18 protein-coding genes and 1 tRNA gene are annotated in these 21,898 nt (G+C 67.6%); 6 read left to right on the top strand and 13 right to left on the bottom strand.

Going from position 1 to position 21,898, the window contains the following annotated elements:
* Nucleotides 1-28 precede the first annotated feature (28 nt).
* The gene (locus QEP15_RS01615; protein WP_279992313.1) at nucleotides 29-946 is read left to right on the top strand and encodes a LysR substrate-binding domain-containing protein; all 918 of its coding nucleotides are present in this window, start codon (nucleotides 29-31) and stop codon (nucleotides 944-946) included.
* Nucleotides 947-1,025: 79 nt separating this feature from the next.
* On the opposite strand, the gene selD is transcribed toward QEP15_RS01615, so the two are convergent.
* The gene (selD, locus tag QEP15_RS01610) at nucleotides 1,026-2,087 is read right to left on the bottom strand and encodes a selenide, water dikinase SelD (protein ID WP_280148361.1); all 1,062 of its coding nucleotides are present in this window, start codon (nucleotides 2,085-2,087) and stop codon (nucleotides 1,026-1,028) included.
* Nucleotides 2,088-2,224: 137 nt separating this feature from the next.
* Between selD and QEP15_RS01605 the strand changes: the two genes are divergently transcribed.
* Together QEP15_RS01605 and QEP15_RS01600 are read left to right on the top strand one after the other, a co-directional pair.
* Nucleotides 2,225-3,331 carry a transglutaminase-like domain-containing protein gene (locus QEP15_RS01605; RefSeq protein WP_280148360.1) on the top strand — a complete coding sequence of 369 codons (1,107 nt, stop codon included), beginning with the start codon at nucleotides 2,225-2,227 and terminating at the stop codon, nucleotides 3,329-3,331.
* A gap of 26 nt (nucleotides 3,332-3,357) precedes the next feature.
* The gene (locus QEP15_RS01600; protein WP_152383220.1) at nucleotides 3,358-3,897 is read left to right on the top strand and encodes a TlpA family protein disulfide reductase; all 540 of its coding nucleotides are present in this window, start codon (nucleotides 3,358-3,360) and stop codon (nucleotides 3,895-3,897) included.
* Nucleotides 3,898-4,223: 326 nt separating this feature from the next.
* Here QEP15_RS01600 and QEP15_RS01595 read toward each other — a convergent pair.
* The 7 genes from QEP15_RS01595 to fdnG all read right to left on the bottom strand — a co-directional run bounded on the left by QEP15_RS01595 (nucleotide 4,224) and on the right by fdnG (nucleotide 13,422).
* A tRNA-Sec gene (locus QEP15_RS01595) sits at nucleotides 4,224-4,319 on the bottom strand.
* Between the two features lie 12 nt (nucleotides 4,320-4,331).
* Nucleotides 4,332-6,350, bottom strand: a complete 2,019-nt coding sequence (gene selB / locus QEP15_RS01590) for a selenocysteine-specific translation elongation factor (protein ID WP_217618098.1) — start codon at nucleotides 6,348-6,350, stop codon at nucleotides 4,332-4,334.
* Nucleotides 6,347-7,777 (bottom strand): L-seryl-tRNA(Sec) selenium transferase, encoded by a 1,431-nt coding sequence (selA, locus tag QEP15_RS01585; protein WP_280148359.1) that lies wholly within the window; start codon nucleotides 7,775-7,777, stop codon nucleotides 6,347-6,349. Before selA ends, selB begins: the two co-directional genes overlap by 4 nt.
* 24 nt (nucleotides 7,778-7,801) lie before the next feature.
* Entirely contained in the window at nucleotides 7,802-8,734 is a 933-nt protein-coding gene (gene fdhE / locus QEP15_RS01580; RefSeq protein WP_217618100.1) for a formate dehydrogenase accessory protein FdhE, read from the bottom strand.
* A gap of 84 nt (nucleotides 8,735-8,818) precedes the next feature.
* Nucleotides 8,819-9,451, bottom strand: a complete 633-nt coding sequence (locus tag QEP15_RS01575; RefSeq protein ID WP_062840087.1) for a formate dehydrogenase subunit gamma — start codon at nucleotides 9,449-9,451, stop codon at nucleotides 8,819-8,821.
* Entirely contained in the window at nucleotides 9,444-10,343 is a 900-nt protein-coding gene (fdxH, locus tag QEP15_RS01570) for a formate dehydrogenase subunit beta (protein ID WP_280148358.1), read from the bottom strand. Before fdxH ends, QEP15_RS01575 begins: the two co-directional genes overlap by 8 nt.
* Nucleotides 10,344-10,353: 10 nt before the next feature.
* The gene (gene fdnG, locus QEP15_RS01565; RefSeq protein WP_280148357.1) at nucleotides 10,354-13,422 is read right to left on the bottom strand and encodes a formate dehydrogenase-N subunit alpha; all 3,069 of its coding nucleotides are present in this window, start codon (nucleotides 13,420-13,422) and stop codon (nucleotides 10,354-10,356) included.
* 232 nt (nucleotides 13,423-13,654) lie between these two features.
* On the opposite strand from fdnG, the gene QEP15_RS01560 reads away from it, so the two are divergent.
* A complete protein-coding gene (locus QEP15_RS01560) occupies nucleotides 13,655-15,226 on the top strand; it encodes a DUF1254 domain-containing protein (RefSeq protein ID WP_280148356.1) in 1,572 nt (523 codons plus the stop codon).
* A 77-nt stretch (nucleotides 15,227-15,303) separates the two neighbouring features.
* Nucleotides 15,304-15,810, top strand: coding sequence for an acyl-CoA thioesterase (locus QEP15_RS01555; protein ID WP_056319320.1), 507 nt, complete (start codon nucleotides 15,304-15,306; stop codon nucleotides 15,808-15,810).
* A gap of 79 nt (nucleotides 15,811-15,889) precedes the next feature.
* Here the strand turns inward: QEP15_RS01555 and QEP15_RS01550 are convergent, their stop codons facing one another.
* From QEP15_RS01550 to QEP15_RS01530, 5 genes are all read right to left on the bottom strand, one after another.
* Nucleotides 15,890-16,894 carry a sterol desaturase family protein gene (locus QEP15_RS01550; protein WP_062840084.1) on the bottom strand — a complete coding sequence of 335 codons (1,005 nt, stop codon included), beginning with the start codon at nucleotides 16,892-16,894 and terminating at the stop codon, nucleotides 15,890-15,892.
* A 2-nt stretch (nucleotides 16,895-16,896) separates the two neighbouring features.
* A complete protein-coding gene (locus QEP15_RS01545; protein WP_217618103.1) occupies nucleotides 16,897-17,697 on the bottom strand; it encodes a polysaccharide deacetylase family protein in 801 nt (266 codons plus the stop codon).
* Nucleotides 17,681-18,661, bottom strand: a complete 981-nt coding sequence (locus tag QEP15_RS01540) for a YVTN family beta-propeller repeat protein (RefSeq protein WP_056319327.1) — start codon at nucleotides 18,659-18,661, stop codon at nucleotides 17,681-17,683. The genes QEP15_RS01545 and QEP15_RS01540 overlap by 17 nt, the downstream gene beginning before the upstream one ends.
* A gap of 197 nt (nucleotides 18,662-18,858) precedes the next feature.
* Complete coding sequence (locus QEP15_RS01535) at nucleotides 18,859-19,707, bottom strand: DUF2950 family protein (RefSeq protein WP_280148355.1); 849 nt, start codon at nucleotides 19,705-19,707, stop codon at nucleotides 18,859-18,861.
* Between the two features lie 23 nt (nucleotides 19,708-19,730).
* A complete protein-coding gene (locus QEP15_RS01530; protein WP_152383211.1) occupies nucleotides 19,731-21,230 on the bottom strand; it encodes a DUF3300 domain-containing protein in 1,500 nt (499 codons plus the stop codon).
* Nucleotides 21,231-21,458: 228 nt separating this feature from the next.
* On the opposite strand from QEP15_RS01530, the gene QEP15_RS01525 reads away from it, so the two are divergent.
* A complete protein-coding gene (locus tag QEP15_RS01525) occupies nucleotides 21,459-21,896 on the top strand; it encodes a universal stress protein (RefSeq protein ID WP_056319334.1) in 438 nt (145 codons plus the stop codon).
* The last annotated feature ends 2 nt before the right edge of the window (nucleotides 21,897-21,898 follow it).

Raw genomic sequence — 21,898 nt, 5'->3', positions numbered from 1 at the left:
TTCCGCCCGATACGCATGAGTTTTACGAATGCCATACCCCTTAGCGAAACTGCCTCCGCTTGATCTCGTCCGCGGCTTCGTCGCCGTGGGCCGGCGCATGAGCATCACGCTCGCCGCCCAAGACCTGCACGTCACGCAGTCGGCCGTCAGCCGCCAGATCCGCGCGCTGGAAGCGCACCTGGGCGTGCCGCTGCTGGTGCGGGGGTTTCGCAGCGTCACCTTCACCGCCGAAGGCGCGCAGCTCTTTCGCATGGCGGACGTCTGGCTGAGCCAGCTGGGCGATCTGACCGAGCAACTGCGCGCGCCCGAGCGGCGCACGCCCGTCACGGTCACCACCACCATCGGTGTGGCCTCGTTGTGGCTGCTGCCCCGGCTGGGCGACTTTCAGGCGGCGCATCCGGACATCGATGTGCGCGTGGCCGCCGACAACCGGCTGATCGATATCGACCGCGAAGCCGTCGACATCGCCATCCGCTACAGCGAGCGCAACACGGTGCCCGACGGCGCCCTGTGGCTCTTTGGGGAATCGGTGGTGCCCGTGGCGCATCCTTCGCTCAAGGCCCGCGAACTGGACGCCCGCGAACTGGCGCGCCACGTCCTGCTGGAGTTCGACGATCCCACGCGTCCGTGGCTGCAATGGCCGGAATGGCTGAGCGCGCGCGGGCTGGGGCGCGTGCGCGCCAAGGGCATGCTGCGCTTCAATCAATACGATCAGATTGTGCACGCGGCGCTGGCGGGACACGGCATCGCGCTGGGACGGCTGGCGTTGATCGCGCCCATGCTGGCGGACAGGCGGCTGGAGGTTGTGGGCAGCCCGAAGGCCTGCGCCACCGAACACGCCTACTGGCTGGTGCGCAATGCGCGCCGCAGCACGCCCGACGCGGACGTCGTCACGCACTGGCTGGTGGAACAGGCAGCCGCGACCGCGCGCGATCTGCCCGATTGAAATCACGCGCCGCCACGGCCGAGCGTTGCAGCAAACCAAGCGGCGCGGCCGCGCATGCGAGGCGGCCGCGCGACGCCAGTCAGTCCACCACGACCTGCGGTTCGCCAGCGGTCATCTCGCCGATCACGGCAGCCTGATCGAAGCCCTGCTCATGGAAGATCTTGAGCACTGCATCGGCCGCGTCCGGCGCGCACGACACCAGCAGGCCGCCCGAGGTCTGCGGATCGGTCAGCAACGCCCGCTGCGTGTCCGAAACCCCTGTCCCCAGACGCACGGATTCGCCATACGACGCCCAGTTCCGGCCCGAGGCGCCCGTGATCACGCCATCGGCGGCAAATTCCTGCACGCCCGGCAGCCACGGCAGCGCCGCCAGCCGCACGCGGGCGGTGAGCTTAGCGCCGCGCGCCATCTCCAGCGCATGGCCCAACAACCCAAACCCCGTCACGTCGGTGATCGCATGCACACCGTCCAGCGCGGCGAGCGCGGGGCCGGGGCGATTGAGCCGCGTCGTCGTGTCGATCATTACGCGATAGCCGTCCACGTCGAGCCGGTTTTTCTTCAACGCCGCCGACAGAATGCCCACGCCCAGGCCCTTGCCCAGGATCAGCACATCGCCCGCGCGTGCGTCGGCGTTGCGCTTGATCTTGTCCGGGTGCACCAATCCCATCGCGGCCAGGCCGTAGATGGGTTCGACCGAATCGATGCTGTGCCCCCCGGCCACCGGAATGCCCGCATCCGCGCACACCGATTCGCCGCCCTTCAGGATTTCAGCGATGACGCTGTGCGGCAGCACGTTGATCGGCATGCCCACGATCGCCAGCGCCATGATCGGCGTGCCGCCCATCGCGTACACATCCGACAGTGCGTTGGTGGCGGCGATGCGGCCAAAGTCGAAGGGGTCGTCCACGATGGGCATGAAGAAGTCCGTCGTGGCGATAAGCGCCTGCGCATCGTTCAGCCGATACACCGCCGCATCGTCGGCGGTTTCGGTGCCCACCAGCAGGTTCGGATAACTGGCCGCGGGACCGAACCGCGCCAGCAGCGCCGACAGCACGCCCGGCGCGATCTTGCAGCCGCAGCCGCCGCCATGCGACAACGAAGTCAGGCGCGGCACGTTCGAGGACGCAACATCCTGGGTCATCTCTATCTCCGTGGAAACAATCGAAAAAGGATAGCACCGCCCCCGCGATTGGCCCTATGATCGATCGCATGCAGCAACGGACGGCCGCCCGGCCACGGGCGCACCGATAGCCAATCTTCACCGTGCGTGGGGGCTTCATGGATCGCCGACACTTTCTCCGTTTCTCGGGCGCCGCGTGCGCCGCCACTGCCGCCACCGCCGTGCTGCCGCACGCCGCGCGCGCCCAGCAAACCCCGGTCGCCACCGCGTGGCGCACCTACGAACTGACCACCGCCGTCAGCATCACCGACCCCGCCGCCCACACCCGAATCTGGCTGCCCGTGCCCTATGCCACCGACACGTCCTACCAGCGCGGCGTGCAGAACGCCTGGCAGGCCAGCGGCGGCGTCGCCACGCTGACCCGTGCGCCCGGCTACGACGTCCAGATGCTCGCCGTCCAATGGCCCGACGCGCAGTCGCCCCGCACCGTCACGCTGACCAGCCGCTTCCAGACCCGCAACCGCCGCGTCGACCTGACCCAGCCCCCTCCCGCCGACGCCGCGCGCGAGAACGCAGCCGCGCTGCGCGAATACCTGCAACCGACCGCCCTCTTGCCCACCGACGGCATCGTCAAAACCACCGCCGACCGCATCATCCAAGGCCACCAGGGCGACCTGGCGCGCGCCCGCGCCATCTACGACTGGGTGGTCGAAAACACCTGCCGCACTGCGTCCACGCGCGGCTGCGGCACCGGCGACGTGCGCTACATGCTCACCGCCAACGACCTGAACGGCAAATGCGCCGACATCAACGCGCTCTTCGTCGCACTGGCGCGCGCCGCCGGCATCCCTGCGCGCGACGCCTACGGCCTGCGCGTGGACAACTCGCAACTCGGCTACAAGAGCCTCGGCAAGGCCGGCGACGTCACCCGCGCCCAGCACTGCCGCGCCGAGTTCTACGCCGCCGGCTACGGTTGGATTCCCGTCGACCCGGCCGACGTGCGCAAGGTCATGCTCGAGGAACCGCCCGGTGAACTCCCGCTTACCGACGCCAAGGTCCGCGCCGCGCGCGTCATGCTGTTCGGTGCATGGGAAATGAACTGGGTCGCCTACAACCACGGCCACGACGTCGTCCTGCCCGGCACCGCGCACGGCCCCATCCCGTTCCTCATGTATCCCAACGGCGAAACCGCCGCCGGCCGCCTGGACAGTCTCGATCCCGACAGCTTCAGCTACCGCATCACCGCCAGACCCATCGCCATCTGACCGCCACTTCCTTGCGGGAGTCCGCCTTGATCAGCCGCCGCCGTCTCCTGCAAACCAGCCTGTCGCTGGCGGCCCTGCCCGCCTGGGCCCGCGCCGCCAGCGACTCCGCCTTGAAAACCGCCACCGGTCCCGATTGGGCCCCGTGGACCGCTCCCACCCCGCCCCTTGTCCTGCCGGACCTGTCCGGCCGCGAACAAAAGCTCTCTTCCTGGCGCGGCAACGTGGTCATCGTCAGCTTCTGGGCCACCTGGTGCGACCCCTGCCGCGACGAGATTCCCATCATGTCCACCATGGCCAAACGCCACCGCGAAGAAGGCCTGCGCCTGATCGCGGTCAACGTGGGTGAGTCCCCCGCCAAGATCACCGCCTTCCTGAAAAAATGGCCCGTCGCCGGCGCGGTCCTGCACGACCGCAACAGCACCGCCTCCAAAAAATGGGACGCCGCCGGCCTGCCCGCCAACTACCTGGTCGACCGCGGCGGCACGATCCGCTACTGGCACCTGGGCGAACTGGACTGGACATCGCACAGCGTAAGTGGCGTGGTAACGCGCATGCTGCGCAGTTGAAGGAGAGTGCAGCGACCTCCCGATCACTCACGGACCCAGCACGTGGCGGCGCGGGGTCCGTGTTGCGGGCCGTTTAGATGGCGCCCGGCGGAATCCGAAGGGAGCCGAAGGCAGACGAGGATGAGCACGGGAGCGTCCGGAGCGAAGGCTCCGGACCGCCATCGGAGGCCCGCAACGCGGACCCCGCGACGCCGCGGGCGGCAGAAGAACCACCTCGACGCGGGCAAGAATAAACACGGCAGGACGAATATCCAGGCGTGTCAGACACCCGAAGAAGGAACCCTTGGAACCTGCCTGCGCAGAAGAACGCCAAGGCCCAAAAAAACTGGCGGAAGGCAGCAGGAGTCGAACCTACCTGGGAACGTCTGACGCCCCCAACCGGGTTTGAAGCCCGGCCGTGCCGCCGGGCACGAATGCCTTCCGTGGCGGACCGCCTATGATACCGGCTCGGCGCGCTGCTGCATGGCTGCATAGGCGCTTTCGCCCCGCAGCACATGCGTATCCCGCACGCGCCGCGTATAGCCCACCCGGTTGAAGAACTCCAGGATCTGGATCGCCCGCTTGCGCCCCAGCCCCGTCGCGTCCCGGAACACCGCCGCATTCAGCCCTGGCGGCTGCCCCGCCAGGTCCGCCGCCAGCGCCGCCAGCTTGCGCACCTGATCGCGGTGATAGAAAAGATCCTTCACCACCTGCGCCACTTCCCCCCGCCGCAACAGCTTGCGCAGCAACTGGCGCACCGCATCCTCGGATACGTTCTGCATCCGGGCCAGATCGCGCACCCACGGCGGATCGAATGCGCCCTCATCCAGCAGCGGCAACAGCCGCGCCGCCAGCGCCGATTCGGCCTGTCCCAGCGTCGCCGTATGCGATGGCAGATGCAGCCACGGACCATTGCGCGCGATGCGGCCGTCGCCTTGCAGTTCTTCCAGCAGCGACGTCCAGAGCGTGTCCGGCATCGCCGGCATTGCCATGCGCCGCAGCCGCGCGCTGTCCGGACCCGGTTCGTCCGGCGCGCCCTGGTGAAACGCCGCCAGCGCCGCTTCGGCCCGCTCGCGCAGCGCCGCCCAATGCGGCGCCAGGATCAGCGTGCGGGATCCCTGCGCATTGCGAGGCTCGATCCAGCGCGCGCCCGCCGGCGTCGTGATTTCATTGACCGGCCGGCCCGTCAGCCGCTGCAGCGCGGCCTCATCCAGGCCCTGCGGCGCGTGCGCCAGCACCGGCTGCAAACCGCCGCCATCCAGCATCTCGGACAACGCCTGCAACCCCGCCAGCCGCGACGCCGCGCGGCGCTTCCGGTCCGGCGCATTCGGATCCAGCACCCGGCCGCCGCCCACCGTGCGCGTTGCTTGCGCATTGCGCACGATGAAGCGATCACCCGGCATCGCGCAGACCGGCTCGTCAAACACCAGTTGCACCCACCCCGACTGCCCCGGCTGCAGCGACTCCGCACTGATCGGCACCACATGCGCCACGTGGCGCGCCGCGCCCATATGCACGTGCAGCGGCGCCCAGGCCCGCACCGGCGCATCCGCCGACGGCAGTAGTGTCAGCGCCACATCCACGTGCTTCGAGGGCAGGAAACCGCGCGCGTCCGCAATCCAGTCGCCGCGTGAGATGGCGCTCTTGTCGATGCCCGCCAGGTTCAAGGCGCACCGCTGCCCGGCCGAGCCCGTCTCGCTGGGCTGATTCTGCGCATGGATGCCGCGCACCCGCACCCGCGTGCCGGCCGGCATCAGCCGCAGATCGACAGTGTCGTCGTCGGCCCGGACCTGGCCGGCATGCGCCGTGCCGGTCACCACTGTGCCGTGGCCGGACAAGGTGAACACGCGATCCACCGCCAGCCGGAAGAGACCGGTGGCTTCGCGCCGCGCCACCGCCTCGGCCTGCGCGTGCAGATAATCTTTCAGCGCCGCTACCCCCGGGTCACCCGACTGCGCCGCAAAATCCGCTTGAGCCGAATGCACCGCTTGCGCCGGCCGAGCCGCCTGCGTCGTCTGGCCCGCCTGGACCGCGCTCGTGCCAAACACCGGCGCGCCTTGGAGGAACGTGCCTTGCACCAACGCCTCGATCTCGCCGCGCACGCGGTCCCGTTGCGCGGCGTCCGCGCGATCCGTCTTGGTCAGCGCCACCGCGCCGCGCCCCACGCCCAGCATCGCAAGAATCGCCAGATGCTCGCGCGTCTGCGGCATGACACCGTCGTCCGCCGCCACCACCAGCAGCCCGAAATCGATGCCGCTGGCACCGGCCGCCATCGTGTGCACGAGCTTTTCGTGGCCCGGCACGTCGATGAAACCCAGCACGTCGCCATTGGCGAGCGGCGTGTACGCATAGCCCAGTTCAATGGAAATGCCCCGCGCCTTCTCTTCCTTCAGCCGGTCCGTGTCCACGCCCGTCAGCGCCCGCACAAGCGTCGTCTTACCGTGGTCGATATGCCCCGCGGTGCCGACGATCATGCCAGCGGCTCCGCCAGTTGCGCCGCGAAAGCGGCTTCGTCGCGGTCTTCCAGGCAGCGCAAGTCCAGCCACAACGCGTCATCCGCGATGCGGCCGATGACGGGTACCGGCAGTCGCCGCAGCTGCGTCTCAAGCCGGTCCAGATGCCGCCCGGGACGGCCGCTGCCCGCGTAGCGCACCGCCAGTCCGTAACTGGGAAGCTGGTCGATCGGCAACGCACCGCTGCCGATCTGGCTGAACATCGGCACCGCTTCCACCGCATAGCCGGGCCCTGCCGCATGCGCCAGCACGCCGCGCAGCCGTTCGGCCTGCGGCTGGATATCGCGCATGGGGCGGGTCAGCAGGCGCAGCGTCGTCAGCCGTTGCGCCAGGAATTCGGGCGCGCGGTACAACTGCAGCACCGGTTCCAGTGCGGCCAGCGTCAGCTTGCCCACGCGCAGCGCGCGCTTGAGCGGATTCTTCTTGATCTTGCGGATCAGGTCGGCGCGGCCTACCAGGAGGCCCGCCTGCGGCCCGCCCAACAGCTTGTCGCCGCTGAACGTGACCAGGTCGGCGCCCGCCGCGATGGTCTCGCGCACGGTGTCTTCCTTGGGCAATCCGAACTGCGTCAGGTCCACCAGCGTGCCGCTGCCCAGGTCCACCGTGGCGGGCAACCCGCGCGCGTGCGCCAGCGCGGCCACGTCGGCCACGTCCACGCTTTTCGTGAAGCCGGTCACCGCGTAGTTGCTGCAATGCACCTTCATCAGCATCGCGGTCCGCGGGCCGATGGCGTTCTCGTAGTCGGCCGCGTGCGTGCGGTTGGTGGTGCCCACTTCGACCAGCTTGGCGCCCGCGCGCTTCATGATGTCCGGGATGCGAAACGCGCCCCCGATCTCGACCAGCTCGCCGCGCGACACCACCACGTCGCGGCGGTCCGCCAGCGCGTTCAGCATCAGCAGCACCGCGGCCGCATTGTTGTTGACCACCGTGGCCGCCTCGGCCCCGGTCAGCTCGCACAGCAGGTCGTCGATGAGGTCGTCGCGATCGCCGCGCCCGCCCGTGTCCAGGTCGAACTCCAGGTTGGCCGGCGAAGTCAGCGCGCGCAGCACCGAGGCCACCGCTTCGTCGGGCAGCAGCGCGCGGCCCAGGTTGGTGTGCAGCACGGTGCCGGTCAGGTTGTAGACCGCGCGCAAGCGCGGGCGCGCAGCCTCGTCCAGCGCTGCCGACGTGCGAGCCGCCACGGCGGCCGCGTCGAGCTCGTGGCGCGGCACGCCGCCGTCCAGCGCGCGTTTGCGCAACGCCTCCAGGTCGCGGCGCAAGGCGGCCACCACCTGCGTGCGGCCGTGGGTGGCCAGCGCCGGCCGCAGCGCCTCGGCGTTCAACAGGCGGTCCAGCGAAGGAATGTCGGATGCCGCGGCCAAGCCGGCCCCGGACAGTTGATCGGCCATGCGAGACTCCGTCATCGAGAGGCGCTAGTCCTGCGCGCCATGCCACAGCAGCGGATTGCCGCTGGACCGCGAATACCCTGCCTCGCCCACCAGCACGTCCAGCATCAGGCTGGCAAGGTCGTCGGCCACCGGCTCCACGTACAGGTCCTTGTCCTGATAGAAGATCTTGCGATACGTGTGGCAGTTGTCGCAGGTTTCGGCCTTGATGGCGGGCGTGCGGCCCTCGATGGCCTGGTAGGCGACCTTCTCGACGTCCTCGCAATGCGAGCACTTCACGCGCACCATGTGCCATTGCGTGGCGCACAGGCTGCAGCACAGGTAGCGGTAGCCCTCGTACTGGCCGCCCACGCGGACGATGCTGGCCACGGGCAGGCTGGCGCAGACCGGACAGACCCCAAACGGGCTGGCGACAGGCAGCTGCTTGGGATCGAAGCGGTTGGCAAGGTCCGTCCAGTAGACCTGCAGCGCGGCCATGACGAAGGGCGCGGCGGCACTGTCCACGCCCTCGTCCTGCTCGGACAGCACGGCCTGGGCCAGGTCTTCGAGCGATTCGGGATCGTCGTCCAGCGCGCGGCGCAGCGCGGCGCAGACGTCGATCGCCTCGGCAGGCACACCGGACGCGCGCGACACGTCTTCCAGCAATTGGCCCAGGATGCGGCGCCACAGCGGGTCGCGGGGCCAGCCCACAGCCTGCAGCGGCGGCATGCCGTGCGTCTGCGCCAGCGAAATGCGGTCTTCGGTGGCGGGCGGCGCGGCGCAGTCCTGCAGCGCGCGGTGCTGGGCATCGACCAGATGCGCCATCAGCAACAGGTAGTCGCCGACCGGATTGCCCTCGGCCAGCTGGCGCAGGCGCGCGGCCCGCGCGGCAAAGACGGTTTGCCGCTCCGGCAGGGTGATGCGGGGAATGGCGTTATGGTCTAGCGCTTCGATCTCGCCGCGCGGAAGGATTCGCTGCAATTCTCGTCTCCAGAAAAACAAACACGGCTGCCAGCCTGCGAAGAGGATAACAGCCGTGCGATCACGACATGCCGGGCCAAAAAACTATTTCTTCACCTGCTCCCGGAACCAGGCGCGATGGTGTTTCCACGCCCAGCCGGCGGTGACATAGCCGCGCAGCATTGCCGTGAGCGACCCCTTTACCCAGATCGCCGCGTAAATATGCACAATGATCGCGCAAATGAGCACCAGCGCACAAACCGCGTGCAGCACCGAGGCGGCGCGGACCACCCAGATCGGGAAGTAGAACGCGAAATATTCGCGCCAGATCACGATGCCGCTGACCATCAGCCCCAGCATGCACAGGATCAGCACGAAGAACAGCAGCTTCTGGCCGGCGTTGTACTTGCCGACCTCGGGGAGCTTTTCCTCGCGGTTCTCGACCACGTCATTGAGCTGCCTGAGCCACTGGCGGTCCGCGCGGGTCAGCAGGTTGTGCCGCCACATGTGTCCGGCGAACACGGCAAAGCACACGAACATCACCACCCCGATGAACGGATGCAGGATGCGTGTCCAGGGCCCGCCCCCGAACAGATTGGTCAGCCAGTACATCGACGGATGAAAGAGCGCCAGCCCGGACAGCGCGAGCAGGATGAAAGTGAGCGCGATAATCCAGTGGTTGGTGCGCTCGCCCGGCGTGTAGCGCTTGATGCGGCGATAGTGGTGTTCTTCACTCATGGCGCACCTCCTCTTCGGCTCGGCGTTCGTCTTCCTCGGTCACTTCGTTGCGGCCGACGCGCGCATAGTGGAAGAAGCCCGCCAGCGCGGTCAGCGCCATCGTGGCCAGGCCAAGCGGCTTGGCCAGCCCCTTCCACAAGGACACCATCGGACTGATCTGCGGATCGGCGGGCAGCCCGTGGTACAGCCCCGGCTGATCGGCATGGTGCAGCACGTACATGACGTGCGTGCCGCCCACGCCCGGCGGATCGTAGACGCCGGCCTGCGCGAAGCCCCGCGATTTCAGGTCCTCCACGCGTTCGGCCGCATACTGATGCATGTCGTCCTTGGTGCCGAATACGATGGCGCCGGTCGGACAGGCCTTGACGCATGCGGGCTCCATGCCGACGGCCACGCGATCGGAGCACAGCGTGCACTTGTACGCCTTGTGATCCTTCTTGGAGATGCGCGGAACGTTGAACGGACAGCCGGTGATGCAGTAGCCGCAGCCGATGCAGTTTTCCTCGTGGAAATCCACGATGCCGTTGTTGTACTGGATGATGGCGCCCGGCGAGGGACAGGCTTTCAGGCAGCCCGGATCCTCGCAGTGCATGCAGCCGTCCTTGCGGATCAGCCATTCCAGGTCGCCAGCGGGGTTCTCGAATTCCGAGAAGCGCATGACGGTCCAGGAATGCTCGGTGAGGTCGGCCGGATTGTCGTAGACGCCCACGTTGACGCCGATCTCGTCGCGCAGGTCGTTCCACTCCATGCAGGCGCTCTGGCAGGCCTTGCAGCCGATGCACTTGGAGACGTCGATCAGCTTGGCGACCGAGCCCGTGACGGGTTCACGGATGCCCGGCGGCGGCGTGGTGGTGGCGGAGCGCCGCTTGATGTCCAGGGATTGCATTGACATGTCGGTTCTCCTATACCTTTTCGACCTTCACCAGGAACGACTTGAACTCCGGTGTCTGGGAGTTGCCGTCGCCCACGAATGGCGTCAGGGTGTTGGTGAGGAAGCCCGGCCTGGCGATGCCCACGAAACCCCAGTGGATCGGAATCCCGACCTGGTGCACCGTCTTGCCCTCGATGACGAGCGGACGGATGCGCTTGGTGACGAGCGCCACCGCCTTGATGTAGCCACGGTTGGACGACACCTTCACACGCGAGCCGTTGGGAATGCCCAGCTCCTTGGCCAGCGCCTCGCCGATCTCCACGAACTGCTCGGGCTGCAGAATCGCGTTGATGCGGACGTTCTTGGTCCAGTAGTGGAAGTGTTCCGTCAGCCGATACGTGGTGGCCACATACGGGAAGTTCTCCACCGTGCCCATCGCCGCCAGGTCATCCTTGAAGATGCGCGCGGCCGGGTTGCTGGTGACGCCCTTGGCCTTCGGATGCAGCGGGTTGTAGCCCAGCGGGTTTTCAAAGGGCTCGTAGTGTTCCGGGAACGGCCCTTCGGCCAGGCCCGCCCGCGCAAAGAAGCGCGCCACACCTTCCGGGTTCATGATGAACGGCCCCATGCCGCCTGCGGGGTTCTCGTCGCCCTTGAAGTCGGGGATGTCGGCGCCCACCCAGGCGCGGCCATTCCAGGACACGACGCTGCGCCGCGGATCGAACGGCTTGCCTTCGAGGTCGCACGAGGCGCGGTTGTACAGGATGCGGCGGTTGGCCGGCCACGCCCAGGCCCAGTTCAGGGTCTGGCCGATGCCGGTGGGATCGCTGTTGTCGCGGCGGGCCATGAGGTTGCCGCTGGGACTCCAGGCGCCCGCGAAGATCCAGCAGCCGCTGGCGGTGGACCCGTCGTCGCGCAGCTCGGCAAAGCCTGCAAGCTGCTCGCCGCCGCGACGCATGATCTTCGCCGGATCCTTGGGATCCACAAGGTCGACCAGCGCGCGGCCCGTGTACTCCTTGGCCAGTTCCTCGGCTGTCGGGTTCTGCGGATTGGAATACGGCCACGACAGGTTGACGATGGGATCGGGGTACTTGCCGCCCTCGTCCTGGTACAGCTTGCGCAGGCGCGTGAAGATGAGCGCCATGATCTCGATGTCGCTCTTGGCCTCGCCCGGGGGTTCGGCGCCCTTCCAGTGCCATTGCAGCCAGCGGCCGGAGTTGACCAGCGCGCCGTCTTCCTCGGCAAAACAGGTGGTGGGCAGGCGGAAGACCTCGGTCTGGATCTTGGACGGATCCACGTCGTTGGCCTCGCCGGCGTTGCGCCAGAACTCGGACGTTTCCGTGACCAGCGGGTCCATGATGACCAGGAACTTGAGCTTGGCAAAGCCGTCGTTCAGCTTGGCCTTGTTGGGCGCCGCGGCCAGCGGGTTGAAGCCCTGGGCGATGTAGCCGTTCATCTTGCCCTGGACCATGAGCTCGTAGACTTGCAGCATGTCGTACAGCTTGTCCAGCTTGGGCAGGTAGTCGAACGCCCAGTTGTTCTCGGCGGTGGCCGCGCCGCCCCACCAGGCCTTCATGAGGCTGACGTGGAACTTGGGATAGTTCTGCCAGTAGCTCAGCTGGTTGGGACGCAACGGCTTGAGCGTGCGCGTGTCGATGTACTTGGCGTAGTCCTGCTCCGGCTCGTTGGGCAGCGTCATGTAGCCCGGCAGCAGGTTCGACATCAGGCCCAGGTCGGTCAGGCCCTGGATGTTCGAGTGCCCGCGCAGCGCGTTCATGCCGCCGCCGGCGATGCCGATGTTGCCCAGCAGCAGCTGCACCATCGCGCCGGTGCGGATGATCTGCGAGCCGATGGAGTGCTGCGTCCAGCCCAGCGCGTACAGGATCGTGGCGGCCCGGTTGGTGGTGGCCGTGGACGCGAGCATGTCGCACACCGTCAGGAACTTGTCCTTGGGCGTGCCGCAGACCCGCTCGACCATTTCGGGCGTGTAGCGCGAATAGTGTTTCTTGAGCAGCTGGTACACCGAACGCGGATGCTGCAGCGTGGGATCGGTCTTGACGTAGCCGTCATCGCCGCGCTCGTAGTCCCAGCTTTGCTTGTCGTAGGTGCGCTTTTCGGCGTTGTAGCCCGAGTACAGGCCCGCGTCGAACGCGAAATCCTCGCGCACGATGAACGAAAAGTCGGTGTAGTTGCGCACGTACTCGTGCTGGATCTTGTCGTTATCCAACAGGTACTTGATGACGCCACCCAGGAAGATGATGTCGGTGCCGGTACGTATGGGCGCGTAGAAGTCCGCCACGGACGCCGAACGCGTAAAGCGCGGATCCACGACGATCAACTTGGCCTTGTTGTGGGCCTTGGCTTCAGTGACCCATTTGAACCCGCAAGGGTGGGCCTCGGCGGCATTGCCGCCCATGATCAAAACTATGTCCGCGTTCTTGATGTCGACCCAATGGTTCGTCATCGCTCCACGGCCAAACGTCGGGGCAAGACCTGCCACCGTCGGGCCATGTCAGACACGGGCTTGATTGTCGAACGCCAGCATCCCCATGCTGCGCACAGTCTTGTGCGTGATGTAACCGACCTCGTTGCTGCTTGCCGAGGCGGCCAGCATGCCGGTGGTCAGCCACCGGTTCACCGTCTTGCCGTCCGCGGTCTTCTCGACGAAGTTCGCGTCGCGGTCTTCCTTCATGAGCTTGGTGATGCGCGTCAGGGCTTCATCCCACGACATCCGCACCCACTTGTCCGAACCGGGCGCCCGGTATTCCGGGAATTTAAGGCGGTTGGGGCTGTGGATGAAGTCGATCAGGGCCGCGCCCTTCGGACAGAGGGTGCCGCGGTTGACGGGATGGTCGGGGTCGCCTTCGATGTGCATGATGCTGGCGCGGGCGTTCTTCGAGCCATCGCCCAGGCCGTACATCAGCAAACCGCAGGCGACCGAACAGTAGGGACAGGTGTTGCGCGTTTCGGTCATGCGCGCAAGCTTGAACTGGCGCACTTCGGCCATCGCCGTGCCGGGGGCAGCCCCCAGCATGGCCAGGCTGGAGCCCGCCAGCGTCGCACCGGTCACCTTGAAGAACTGGCGGCGATTCATGTTGACCATGAAGCACTCCTCTCCTGGTGAATTAAGGAAGCGAAAACGATTAGGACGAAAAGCCCTACAACTTCCAAGGGAATGTGAGGAAGTATAGCCTTCAATATGGGGTACGCCGTGCCTGTTGGCGCGTCAGACCGGCGTTCTAGTCTGAATTTGACGGCAAAAGGCGCTTATTTCGCGGATTTTGTCGCAGTGCAGCACTGCTACGATGCCCGGGATTGCATGACTTGGAGCGCCGATGCGCCGCCTTGCCCCCTTGGCCCGAACTCTTGCCCTGTCGCTGGCCATCGCGCCCTGCGTGCTGGCGCCGCAGGCGTCCGTCCACGCGGCGCCCGCATCCCCGTCGCCCGCCGCCGCCGCCACCGAGGCGGCGCAGCAGGCGGCGATGGAAGGCTATCTGTATTTCTACCCGCTGGTCGTCATGGACCTGACGCGCCGACAGTTCACCCATCCCGCGCAAGGGTCGCCAGGCGCGCCATCCAACACCTTCGCGCACGTGCGCACCCTGCCCCGCGCGGGCGAGGCCACGCCGTGGTCGAACTTCGATGTGCTGCGCAGCACGGCTTGGCTGGACCTGACCGACGGACCCGTCGTGCTGTCCACGCCCGACACGGCGGGCCGCCGGTACACGCTGACGCTGCTGGACATGTGGACCGACGTCTTCGCGACGCTGGGCGCGCGCACCACCGGCACGTCGAAGGGCAACACCGCCATCGTGCCGCCCGGCTGGACCGGCACGCTGCCCTCCGGCATGGCCCGCATCGATGCACCCACCGCCCACGTCTGGGCGAAGGTGCTGATCGACACGCGCGGCGGCGCCGACCAGGCGACGGTCAACGCGTTGCAGGACGGCTTCGCCGTGACGCCGCTGGCGCAATGGAACCTGCCCGCGCAGGCGCCGCGCCCGAAGCCGGACCCGTCCCTCGATCTGAAGATTCCGGCAAGCGAACAGGTGGACGCCATGCCGACCGACGCGTTCTTCACCTATGCGGCCGAGTTGCTGCGCAAGCATCCGCCGCATGCGACGGACCAGCCGGTCCTCGTTCTGCTGCGGCGGGTGGGACTGGCGCCGGGCCGTCCGTTCGATTTCGACAAGCTCGACCATTCCGCCAAACAGGGCATGCGCCGCGGCGTGCGCGCGGCGCGCGACCGCATGGCGGCGGCGGCAGGCCACTCGCTGCGCGCCACGAACGGCTGGCTGCAGGAAACCGCCAGCATCGGCGTGTACGGCAACGACTGGCTGCGCCGCGCGCTGGCCGCGCAGGCGCAGCCGGGCAGCGGGTTGCCCGAGGACCTGACCGTGCAAGTGCTGGCCACCGACAGCGAAGGCGCGCTGCTGGACGGCGCCCACGCATATACGCTGCACATCGCCAGCGACCAGTTGCCCGACACGGGCGCGTTCTGGACGCTGGCAGCCTACGACGGCCAGGGCATGCCCGTGCCCAACCCGGTCAACCGCCACGCGCTCGGCAGCCGCGATCCGCTGCGCTACAACGCGGACGGCTCGCTGGACCTGATTTTCAGCAACACCGCGCCGGCGCCCGAAGACCAGTCCAACTGGCTGCCGATCCCTGCGGCCGGTCCGGTCGGCATGCTGCTGCGCGTCTACACCCCGGGTCCGGCGGTGCGCGATGGGTTGTGGACGCCCCCGGCCGTGAGCCGGATCGCAGCGGAAGGTGAGGAAGGTGCGGCCGGCGTACCGGCGGCCGGCGATCCGGGGGCCGGCCAACCGGGGGCCAGCCATCCGCCGCCGAGCGAACCCGCGGCAGCCGCGGAGACGCCGCCCGCGCCGCCCCCCAAGAAACCCTGATCCGCCGCGGAAATACGGCGCGATGTCATGCGCCTACCGCTACCATTAGCCTTTTATTCATGAATGAGCCGCCCGCCATGGACGACGCCTTTAGCCACCAATTGTCGATGACCATCCTGATGACGCCAGATATGGCGAATTTTTCGGGAAACGTACACGGCGGAACCATCCTCAAGTATCTGGACCAGGTGGCCTACGCCTGTGCCAGCCGGTACGCCGGCCAATATGTCGTGACGCTGTCCGTCGATCAGGTGGTGTTCCGCGAACCGATCCACGTGGGCGAGCTGGTGACGTTCCTGGCGGCCGTGAACTACACGGGCCGCACGTCGATGGAGATCGGCATCAAGGTCGTGACCGAGGACATCCGCAAGAAGCTGGTGCGTCACACCAACAGCTGCTATTTCACGATGGTTGCGGTGGACGACAAGGGCGCCCCGACGGCGGTGCCGCCGCTGGAGCCGCGCACGCACGAGGAAAAGCAGCGCTTCAAGGCGGCCGGCCTGCGCCGCGAACTGCGTCAGGAAATGGAACGCCGCCACGGCGAGATCAAGCGCGAAACCACGCACGACACGCCGGGCGCCTGATTGCCGCGTGGCGGCCTGGCAGTTGTCCGGCCGCTACCCGATTCGCCCCCGCCGCTGGACAGCCAGCTGCGGGGGTTTTTCATGCGCGTTCGGCGCCGGCGGGCGGCACCGGCGGCGCGGCAGGTTCGCGGTCGCGGCCGATCATGCGCTTGATGCCCAGCCATTGCTGCGACCAGAAGCTCCGGCCGTAATCGCGTCCGCCCAGTTCGGCCTGCTGGTCGTGGATGCCGGTGGGGCCGTACCCGACGCCGAAGCGCGCGGTGCGAAACAGCACATCCCAGATCGGAAACAGCGCGGCAAAGTTGTAGCCGCCGGCCGGCCCTGGCGAGGAGGCGTCGTAGGCGATGGAATGGTGATGGCGATGAAAGCGCGGGCTGACCAGAAGGCGTTCGCCCAGCGCGCCGAAATGCATGCGCAGGTTGGCGTGCGAAAAACTCTGCGCAAGCTGGGTGATGGCCACCACCATCACGAACTGCGCGGGCGGCACGCCCACCAGTTGCGACACGAACACGATGAGCACGTCGCGCAGCATGTCGTCCAGCAGGTGGTTGCGGTCGTCGCTCCAGATGGTCATCTGGCGCTGGCTGTGATGCACGGCATGCAGCGCCCACAGCCAGCCGAAGCGGTGCTGCGCGCGATGATAGAAGTAATCCACCGCATCGAACAGCAGCAGGTAGATGATGAGGCTGACCCACGCCTTGTCCGTCACGCCGGGCCAGTACTGATCCAGCTGGAAGGGCGCGAAGCCCCACACGTGAAGCTGCCCGAAGACGCTGTCCCAGAAGGGGTCGATAGTGAAGAACAGCACGAGCCGGAATGCGCCCAGGCGGTGGATCAGCGTGTACAGCACGTCGATGCCGATCTGGCGGCGGTCGGTGACCGGTTCCACGGGACGCAGGCGCTGCAGGGGCCCGAAGACCAGCACCAGCACCGCAATTTGAAGCAGGCCCACCAGCAGCCACATGGTGGCATCGTAGCCGTCTTCGATGAAGTTGCTCAGGCCCAGGTGGAACAGCGCGGGCTGAATCGCCGTCTCGAAGAGCCATTGCTGGCATTCCCCGAAGAGTTGGCTAAGCGTATCCATGATCAGTGATGCGTGGCGATCCAGTCGCGATAGGCAGGATGGGTGTTCAAGGTAGCGAAACAATAGCCCTTGCGCTGCAAACCTTCAATCAGCGGTTCCAGCACGGCGGGCGCCCAGGGATCCTGACGCGACCAGATGCCCAGGTGCGCCAGCAGGATGTCGCCGGGCTTGATGGTGCGCAGCGCCTGGTCCAGCAGCTTGGCGTTGGGGTATTTGTCGCTGGGCAGCTCGTCGCCCAGGAAGCCCGCCGGAGACCAGCCCACGTGCTCGAAGCCGCAGGCCTTGGCCGCCTTGAGCAGCGCGGGCGAGGTCTTGCCGCCGGGCGCGCGGTACAGCGGCAGCATGGCCTTGCCCGTCATCTGGCGGAACCGCTCGGCGGGGCGGCGGATCTCGGCGCAATACTGCTCGGCCGTCCACTCGGCGCGCTTGCCCGCATCGGGCCCGGCGCTGGGCTTGACGCGGAACTTGCCGCCCGGCAGGTCGCCCTGCCAATAGACGTGGTCGTAAGTGTGCGAGCCGAACGCATGGCCTTCGGCGGCGCGCGCCTTCCACCAGGGCGCCCAGACGTCGTCCAGGCTGGCGCCGTCGGTCAGCGTGCGTTCGTTGGCCAGAAAGAAGGTGACCTTGACCTGATGGCGGGCCAGCACGTCGGCCACCAGCGGGGCAACGCCCATGTGACCGGTGTCGAACGTCAGGTACACGGGCTTGTCGCAGGTGGCCTGCGGTGCCGCGCCGGCCGCCGTGGTCGTCAGCGCCAGAAACAGGGCCGCGAAGCGGACCGCTCCCTTAGCGGGTCGGCGCATGGTTCAACGTCCAGACGCCGTGCGGCGACTTGCCCACGGGCACCTGATTGACGACCTTCTTCTGTTCCAGATCCACCACCGTGAGCTTGCGCGCCCAGCGCGAGGTGACCAGCAGCGTCTTGCCGTCGGCCAGCACGTCCATGCAGTCCGGGCCGCCCGGCACCGGGAAGGTGTCCACGACCGTCAGCGTCTGCATGTCGATGCGGCTGATGGAGTTGGCGGTGCGGTTGCTGACGAACAGGTGGCGGTGGTCGCCCTGCGCCCGGAAGGCGTGCGCGCCCGGCGCGGTCTGGATGCGCTTGACCAGCTTGGCCGGGCCATTGCTGACGTCATATGCCTCCACGTAAGAGTCGCCGGTCAACGCCACCAGCAGCGTCTTCTGGTCGGGCGTCAGGAACACGTCGGCAGGCGTCTTGCCGACGGACACCGTCCACTTGGGGGTCTGCGTGGCCAGGTCGATGGCGATGAGCTGATCGCTGTCCTGCAGCGAGACGTAGGCCGTCGTGCTGTGCTTGTCGATCATGATGTGGCTGGGCGTCTTGCCCGCCTGGATGCGCTTGACCAGCGTCAGGTCAAAGCCCTTCTCCAGCGGCTTCCAGGCATAGATGTCGATGTGGTCCAGGCGGTTGGCCGCCGTGACGAACCACTTCATGTCCGGCGAGAACTGCAACTGGTAGGGATCGACGATGCCGGTCAGCGTGCGCTGCACGTCGCCTGTCTTGGGATCCATCAACGTGATGGTGTCGCCCGTGGCGTTGGCCACCATGAGCGACTTTTCATCGGGCGTCAGATACAGGTGATGCGGCTCTTTGCCCGTGGGCACGCGGCGCAGTTCCTTGTAGGTGGCCGGGTCGATGATGCTGACGTTGGCGTCCAGGGAGTTCAGGACAAAGATCGGGGCCGAAGCCGCCGCGGCGCTAAGCGCCATCCCCACGCCGAAAACGGCGTAGCGGAGGAAAGACATGGGGTTCAATTTGGAGATCCGGCAAAGGGAAATCGGGCAGTCACCCGGTGCTCGCCATTGTAGGCACAGCCGCCTGACAAAAGAGTCACAGAGGGGCTTGGGAATGCGGCGCGGCAAGCGCTTGAGAGGCAAACCCGCACGCCTGTTGCGACCCCGCAACAGGCCCGTGAAATAGGCGTCATATGGCCCCGAAAAACCTATTTGACGGGCGTGGCCTGGCCATTCGCGTCGACCCAGTTTCCGGTGCGGATATCGGCCTCCCGCAAGGCCGCCGCGCGCGCCGCCGACGACGGCCCCAGATCGCTTTCCAGGACGCCGCCTTCCGGGCCGACGACGAACGTGCCGATCCCGGTCTGCCCGTATCGCGCGGGCCACGCGACGATGCGATACGCGTTGTCCGGCCCGCCCGGCAGCACCTTGTAGCGATAGCCGAAATAGGCGTCGTCCACGGGCACGTCGGGGCCCATCGCCAGCGCGTCCGGTCCGAACGCCTGCTGGGGCGCGCCCGGCACGTCCGGCCAGTAAAGACCGTCGCGCTCGCCGGCGCGGCTGACCAGCCGCATGGCATACCGGCCCTGCCCCACTCCTTGGGCGTAGCGCGTCTGCGCGGCCTGCAGTTCCTGCAGGGTTTCGATGGCGGTCAGCTCGTTGCGGTCGATGGCGCGGCGCTGAATCTCCGCCTTGCCCGCCACCGGGTCGAAGCGCCATCCCTGGCCGGCGCGCACCAGCGGCACCGGCAGCGTCCAGCCCGACTCGCCCACCGCCACCCACGCCCGGCCGCCGTCGGCAACGATGTCGTGCTTACGCGCCCATGCCGCCAGGTAGCGATAGATGTTCTCCTGGTCGACGCCGCCCGGCACGAGCTGCCGGTGGTTCGGGCCCAGCACTTTTCTCAGGGCATCGACGTCGTTCAGGGCCAGCGAATCGGTGAACGCCTGCGCGGCGGCCTGCGCGCTGGGATACACGGCCTGCGACATGGCGGGCGCCGATGCGCCGAGCGCAAGGGCCAAGGCAAGACACAGCGCGCGCAAACGGGCGATCGTCATAGGTAGTCCCTTGTCCATGATGCTTATCTCCGGCCGCCGCCACCGCCACGGCCGCCCCCGCCGCCGCGCGGGGCGCCCGCGCCACCGCTGCGGTGAGGTGCGCTGGCGCCAGTGCTGCGTTGTCCGCCGCCGCCGCGGCTCATCTCGCCGCGCTGGTTCTGCTGCCGCATGCGGTCGCCGTCGCCCGCCCCGGAGAGGGCGTTCTGGCTGTTCGATGCCCGCGCCCGGTCGCGCGCGGCCGCTTCGTCGGCGCGCTGGCGCTGTGCCGCCGCCTGGCGGTCCTGCGTGGAGACGCTGCCCGTCGACACGCTGGCGCCTCGGTCTTGCGGGCGGTTCTGGGTCGACACGCTGGAACTGCGATCCTGCGGACGGTTCTGGGTAGAGACGCTGGAGCTGCGATCCCGTGCACCCTGCCCCGCTTGCGATCCCTGCCCACCTTGCGACCCCTGCCCCCGGCCCGCCGCGCCGTCGCCCCGCGCCGCGCCCTGGCCGCGCGCCCCGTCGGCCCCGGCATGCCCCGCAATCGGCTGTCCGGTGCGGCCTTCGAAGGACTGCGCCGCCCGCTGCCGCGCGGCGTCGCGAGACCCCGCGGCGGGCGCCGTGCCCGTCGTCCGGGCCCCTGCGCCGCCCGGCTGGGCCCGGCTCTGCAGCCCCGCCTGCCGCTGGCTGTCAAACCGCTGGCGGCTGGCCGCGTCCGCATACGGCGCGTTGCCCCGGTTGGCGGCGTTGTGCTGCCAGGTGGCCCGGTTGCTGTTCACGTTGTTGCGGTCGATGCGATTGTTGACGTTGATGTTGTTGTAGCGGTCCACGTCGATATCGACGTCGCCGTGCCCCCAGTTGGCGTCGCCCCACAACGAATTGATCGCCGCCACGCCCACGCCGAAGCCAATGCCGGCCACAAGCGCGCTCCCGAACACCGAGCCCGGCGGCGGCGGATAGTAATAAGGGGGGTACGACGGATAAGCCCACGTGCCGTAGACCACCGTGGGGTTGTAACTGGGCACATAGACCACCTGCGGATCGGCCGGCTCGATCACCACCACGGTCTTCTCGTTGGCGGTGGTCGTCTTGACCGTCTGCTGCGGCGTGCTTTTCAGATTGCCTGCCTTTTGCGCCTGCGTGCGCAGCCGCTGGACGGCGTCCATCACGGCCTCGGGTTGCGCCAGGAAAGCGTCGCCCACGGACTTCACCCAGCCAGGCTCGCGGCCCATCATGTCCATGACCGAGGGAAAGGCGACCAGCGACTTGACGCTGGGATCCCAGGTTTCGGCGTCGACGGCGCGCACGGCGTCATCGCCGGACTGATCGGTGTGCGCGGCCGACCATTTGGCGGCGGCCGCGATGTCGTCCGGGTACGTGGACCCCATGAGGATTTGCGACAGCAGCGCATCTGGGTAAAGCGCGACGGGCGCCATGAGCTGATCGAGCTGCGCGTTGCTGAGCTTGGTCTGCGCCAAGGCGGGAAAACAGAGGGACAGCCCCAGGCACATCAGGCCGATGAACCACTTTTGCAGTCGCCGCATTTCCGTTCTCCGCACACAGCAAGACGCCACAAGCCAGGAGGAACCGCCGGATATCGCCCGGTCAATATATGCCTAACGCCGACGGTTTGGAAGCGCTGCGGGAAGATGAACGGTGCCCGACACCGGCGCGCACGCGGCTCGTCCTTTTGCACGCTGGTTTGCGTTCGCCCAGGGGCCTATACTGGATTCGCCGTTGCTGGACATTCCTTTTCCTAAAGGAGAGGCAACATGTACAGGCACTTGCTCATCGCCGTGGACGGTTCGCTGCTGTCCGAGTCGGCATTCAAGCGCGCGCTCGTTTTCGCCAAGGAAATGGGCGCCACCATCACCCTGCTGCGCGCCATCCCGGAAGACCATCTGCTGGTCTACCAGGCCGAGATGCTGGGCACAACCGAAGGGCACCACACGGACCAGGCGCGCCGGAATGCGCAGGCGTATCTGGACGGACTGGAGACCGAGGCGCGACACGCGCTCGTGCCTTGCGAAGCGATCGTCATGGTGAACGACCATCCGCACGAGGCCATTGTCGAGACCGCGCAGAAGACCGGGTGCGACCTCATCGTGATGGGCTCGCACGGGCGGCACGGAATGACGGGCTTTCTGCTGGGCAGCGAGACGCAGCGCGTGCTGGCGCGCACGCGGCTGCCGGTGCTGGTGTATCGCTAGCC

This window comes from Achromobacter mucicolens, assembly GCF_029866465.1.
In the GTDB taxonomy this organism is placed as follows: domain Bacteria; phylum Pseudomonadota; class Gammaproteobacteria; order Burkholderiales; family Burkholderiaceae_B; genus Achromobacter; species Achromobacter mucicolens.
Note: the sequence above shows the minus strand (reverse complement) of the source record. Positions and strands in the feature narration are given on the sequence as shown.